Source organism: Lactobacillus sp. W8172 (genome assembly GCF_016102055.1).
GTDB classification, from domain to species: domain Bacteria; phylum Bacillota; class Bacilli; order Lactobacillales; family Lactobacillaceae; genus Lactobacillus; species Lactobacillus apis_A.
In genome coordinates this window covers 1-5,669 of record NZ_JACFPG010000005.1, presented here as the reverse complement: position 1 = coordinate 5,669, position 5,669 = coordinate 1, and the positions used below count along the sequence as shown (strand labels likewise).

At 36.0% G+C, this 5,669-nt stretch carries 1 protein-coding gene; it reads right to left on the bottom strand.

The features are described 5' to 3' along the window. Nucleotides 1-5,542, bottom strand: a 5,542-nt coding sequence (locus tag H3R21_RS06620; protein ID WP_198183935.1) for a DUF1542 domain-containing protein, incomplete at its 3' end; no start/stop codon positions are given. Nucleotides 5,543-5,669: the final 127 nt, after the last annotated feature.

Below are 5,669 nucleotides of genomic sequence, written 5' to 3'. Positions count from 1 at the left end.
CTGCTTTAATATCCGTTTCAACCAACTCTAAGTCGTTTGCTTTGGTTGAATTGCTATTTGTATTCTCGGCCTTTAATTCGCTTGATTCTGCTGCTTCAATATCAGTTTCACTCGACTCTAAATCGTTTAATTTGGATGAACCGGCATTTGTATCTTTGAACTCTAATGAATCACCAGAATCTATAGATGTTGCTTTGGAAACAATTGAGTCTATTGTTTCTTGAATTGTAAAGACCACCCTTATAACTTGTGAATCATTTGCTGAATCAATTTTTAGATTACCATTCTGAACGGCCCGGTCAATCTCGTGTTTTACGCTTTTCTTTTCAGCAGTGCCTAGATCTGATAAATAATCAACTTTTTCCTTTATAGATTCACTCTTGTTGCTAATAACTTCTTTAGCTTGCGTCTTAAATTTGAGTGATTCAGTATTTATAGCAGCACTATTAATTTGAGCTATCGCACTTATCAGAGCTTGGTTAATTGCTTCAGTACTTTTGGCTTGAGCAATCTTTTTCTTAGCCGCTGTTATAGCAGCATCTGCTTGTTGGTCGGCAGATGCCACTTCACTTGCAGTCAGCGACGAGTCCTGAGCAGCTTTGTTTTTCACTTCATTCGCCACTTTAGTGATTGAATCATTAGCTGCTGCTTTTTGACTATCCAGATTAATTTTTGTTTCTTGATCAGACACAATCGTTGCTAGGCCGCCAGCCTTAACTTTCTCAGTTTCCGCTACTCTGTCTGCTTGGTTAATCGCACTTTGTGTTGCTTCACTGCCTGATTTTGAATCAACTTGCTTTTCTTTAGCTTCTACAGATTTAATTTTATTATCAGCATCTTTTGTTTTAGCTATACCTGTTAAACTTTGATTGCTAATAATTGAATTCTTAGTATTCTGCCCAGATAAACTTAACTCGGCTAAACCAATATTTTTAGCTGCTGCATTGACTGTTTCCACACCATTTACTTTATTTTTAATAATGCTCTGAGCATCATTTGAGGATTTAACAGCTCTCTTAGCTTCATTAGCTACATCATCAACAGCTCGTTTTGTTTGTTGCTTTTCAGCATCAAGTATATTCTTTACTTGCTCAATTGAATTTTTAACTGCAGTAGCAGTATCAGCAATCACTTTAATCGCTTCATCTTTTTGTACTTGTAATTTCTCCCCCTCTATGTGTTGGGCGCTAATTGCTTTAATGCCGTCAACTATATAACTACTAATCTCTATAGTGTCCTTTGCATGTCCAATAGCATTTTGAGACTTTTGAAGTTCAGAATTAGCTTTGCCAATTTGAGTTGTTTTAGCTGTATCACTCAAGGAAGTATCATTGGTAATAATCTTCTTAATAGTTCCAATTTCTTGAGTAAGTATATTTTGAGCGGCTTGCTTTTGCATTGCAAGATCATTACCTGACAGGTGCTGTGAATGAATAATGTTTACACTATTTATAATTTCATCTTGAACAGTTTGAGCATCAGCTGCTGTATTGACTTTATCTAATGCTCTTTGCTTTTGTGCTTCAACTGCATTTATTTGATCTGTCTTGGTGCTTTCTTCAAGTATCTTGTCATTGATGATTTCTTCCCTAACAATAGCAGCTTCTCCTCTAATTAATTGCTTGGCATATTGCTTTTGATCAGTCAAGGAAATTAAATTAGTTACGTGTTTTGAGCTAATAATCACAATGCCTTTTTCGCAAACAGTTTTAATACTCTCAGCATTAATTGAAGCATCGATATTATTCTTTGTTTTCGTTACAGCAACATCTACAGCTGCAATTTGTTCAACTTTAACTTTACTATCTAGTGAAGAATCCTTCTTAATCCTATTCTTTACCTTAGAAGCTTCAAAATCAATACGATCTTTAGCATCTTGACATTGTTGATCTAAATTAGCATTATTGGATTGATAATCATTGTTAATAGAATTGATACCATTTTCAATCGCTACAATAATTGCTTGTGCAGAGGTTGCTTTATCAATATTATTTTTCGTTTTAGCTTCATCTGCAGAAACAGCTGCGGTTTGAGATTCTTTTTCAGTATCGATTAGTGTGTCATCAGCAGAAATAGCTGCCGTGATAGTTCTGACTTCTTGGCTAATTGCTTCCTTTGCTGATTGCTTTTGTTCATTTAACGAAGTACCAGGAACATGATCAGCATTAATTACTTTAACTGCTTCTTTTAATGCATCCTGTACTCCCTGCGCGTTTGTTGCAAGCTCAATAGAGTCTTTAGCTATTTGCGCATCCACATCAACTTTTGCTTTTTGAGCAACTTTATCCGAACTAATCAAAGTAGCACTGGAATTGATTTCTCCCTTAACTTTAACTACTTCCTGATCAATTTGATCCTTTGCATCTTGCACTTGGTCAGATAGTGGCACATCGCTGTGTACATGAGTACTTCTAATTTCTTCAATTCCTTGAGCACATACGTCAACAATACCTTGTGCATTAATTGCATCAGTAATTTTATTTTCTATATTAGCAAAATTTTTATTAACGTTATTCTCTTGAATAGTCTTTTCAGAGTTAGTTAAAGTCTGATCATTATCGATTTCTTCCTTAACTTCTATTACAACCTGGTTAATCAGATCTTTAGCATTCTGCTTTTGGACAACCATTGAAAGAACACTTGATTTATGGTCAGATTTTATGTTTGCAATTCCCTGGTCGTATGCATCTTTAATCCCTTGAGCATCAGAAGCTAGATCAATACGTTGCTTTATTCCTACGGCATCTTTATCAACTTTGCCTTTTTGTGATGTTTTTTCAGAATTAGTTAAAGTAATATTAGAATCTATTTCGATTTTTACTTCATTCTTAACTTGGTCAAGTTTATCTTTAGCGCTAGCTTTTTGTGCTGTCAAGTCTTTGCCCAATACATATGCAGCATCAGTTCTGTTCTTACCGTCTATGATTGCTTGAATAATTTCATCCGGTCCAGTAGCTAAATCGATTGCAGTATGCACTTCAATTACTGTTTTAGCAACATCTTTTTTCTGCTTGCTCTTTTCATCCTCAGTCAAGTTCTGATCTGCATCAATTTGTTTATTTACCGAATCTGCTGAATTAGCAATTTTTTGTTTGGCGCTAGTTTTCTGACTGCCTAGATCTTTACCTGGCACATATGCAGCATTGACGTTAGCCTTACCATCGTTAATCGCTTGAACAACTGCGTCCGGTGTCTCTGCAACTTCAATTGCCAAATTAGCCTCAGCTGTTTCCCTATCAACATCTTGCTTTTCTCTGACTTTTTCAGCTGTAATCAAGTTTTGGTCTCTATCAATTTTTCCCTTGACAACTACTGCTTCACTAGCAATCTTCTTTTTGGCAATAGACCTTTGAGTATCCAAGTCCTTACCTGGTTCATATACAGTGTCAATTTTAGCATTACCCTTGGTAACAGCTTGGACAACTTCATCAGGCGTTGTCGAAACTTCAATCGCTATATTGATTTTAGCCACTGCAACGTCAAAATTTTGTTTCTGTTTGTCCTTTTCACTGCGAGTCAAATTTTGATCAGCATCAATTTCACCCAGGATAATACTTGCTTTGTCAGCAATTTCTTGTTTTGCACAAGTCTTTTGGCTGTTTAAGTCCTTACCGGGCTCATAAACTATATTGATTTTTATCTTACCGTTGTTAACCGCCTGTACAATTTCATCTGGTGTCATTGCAGCGTCAACTGTACTATTTACATCAGCAATTTTCTTGTCAACAGCCTGCTTCTGTCTGTTCTTTTCAGTGGTAGTCAAGTTCTGATTTGAAACAATCTTGCTCTTAACAATGTTTGCCTCTTTAACAATTTCCTGCTTCGCACTAATCTTTTGAGCACTTATTTTCTTACCTTTTACATAAACGGTATTAATCTTGGCCCTATTGTCGTTAACTGCTTGTACAATTGCATCAGGCATTGCAGCAGCGTTAATTGCATCATTTGCATCAGTTACTGCTATACCAATATGTTGCTTTTGTACATTCTTTTCAGACGTGGTTAGATTCTCGTCAGCATTAATTTTACTTTTTACAATGCTTGCTTCGTTGACAATTACTTGCTTAGCACTAGTCTTCTGAGTGTTTAAATCCTTACCTGGTTCATATACAGTATTAATCCTAACCTTACTATTTTCAACGGCCTCACTAATCTCACTTAGGGTTCGTGCAGCATTAATTGCATCATTTGCATCAGTTACTGCGCGGTCAATGTCTTGCTTTTGTTTATTCTTTTTTGAGGTAGTCAGGTTTTGATCGGTGTCACTTTTGCTCTTAACAATACTTGCCTCACTTGCAATTTTGCCCTTCGCTATTGCTTTTTGTGCATTTAGATCCTTACCTGGTACGTAAGTAGCATTAGTTTTAACCTTACCATCTTTGATTGCTTTAGAAACTTCTTCTATTGAAACTTTTTCATTGATTGCAGCACTGGCATCTGCAACTGCCTTGTCAACATCCTGTTTTTGCTTGTTTTTCTCACTAACCGTCAATAAGTTATCAGCATTGATTTTTTTCTTAACAATACCTGCTTCAGCAACGATAGATTGTTCGGCGTTGTCTTTGGCATCTTGGAGAGTCCCAGCCACATAAGCCAAGCGAATGAACTGTTTAGCTAAATCAAGTGCTTGTTCGACCCCTTCACTATTAGTTGCACTGTCAATGTTACTTTTGACTGTTTCACCAGTTCTTTGGGCGTTTTTTTCCTGTTGATATTTTTGAGTCTCACTTAAAATTGAATCAGTATTAATCATAGCGCAGACTTTTGATACTTCAGCATCAATTTCTGCTTTGGCACTAATCTTAGTATTATCAAGTCTTTCAGGCTCGTAAATTGTTGCTACACTCACAAATTTGCTACTACTAGAACGCTGATCTTCTTCAGGCACATTAGCAGTAGCTTCTAGATCAATATTCTTACCTGTTGTGGAAATGTCGGCATTCTCAACGCTAGTACTATCTGTCTCATCTATATCGTTGATAGTAGTTAAACCTGGTAGTGCCTCTCTAACTTCATTTTCTTTATTACCGTTAACAGTTGATGTGATTGCTTCCCTTTTCTCAGCTTTTGACGGTGCTTTAAAAAAGGAGCTAAGACCATTGTAAGTTGACTCTTTTAGTTTCTCAGTAGCTGGTTTTGTTGCTCTATCAACAACTGGTCTTTTCTTAGTAGCATACTTTTTACTGTTGAATTGTTTGTAATCTCCTGACTGATAGCAGTTACTAATATTAGCAGCTTCACTATCCAGTATAACTTTCACCATTTTCAAATCAGTTGCTTCTTGAACCTTAGTTTTTGCGTCATTAACTAATCTATCTATAAAAGCAAATTGTGCAGCTTTTCCTCCCGTTGATAAATCTAAATCGCTATTAATCTTGTCTTTAACACTATCAGCCTCATCATTTAATGTGGAAATAGCAGTATTTATGGCAGCAACCAGTGATTGATTATTATCTTCCTCCCAGTTCTTCTTGCCTTTATGCATTCTATAATTGGTATTTTTAACCTCTTCAGTTGGATTGGATTTATTAATACTTTTCATTGTGTCTCTCTCGAACATTACTCTACCTAGTATATATATAGGTAAAATGGTAACATTTTGCCTGCCAAATATAAAGGTGTTTTTGCGTTATTTTATATGCAATTAGTCAACCAACATTATCTCCCCT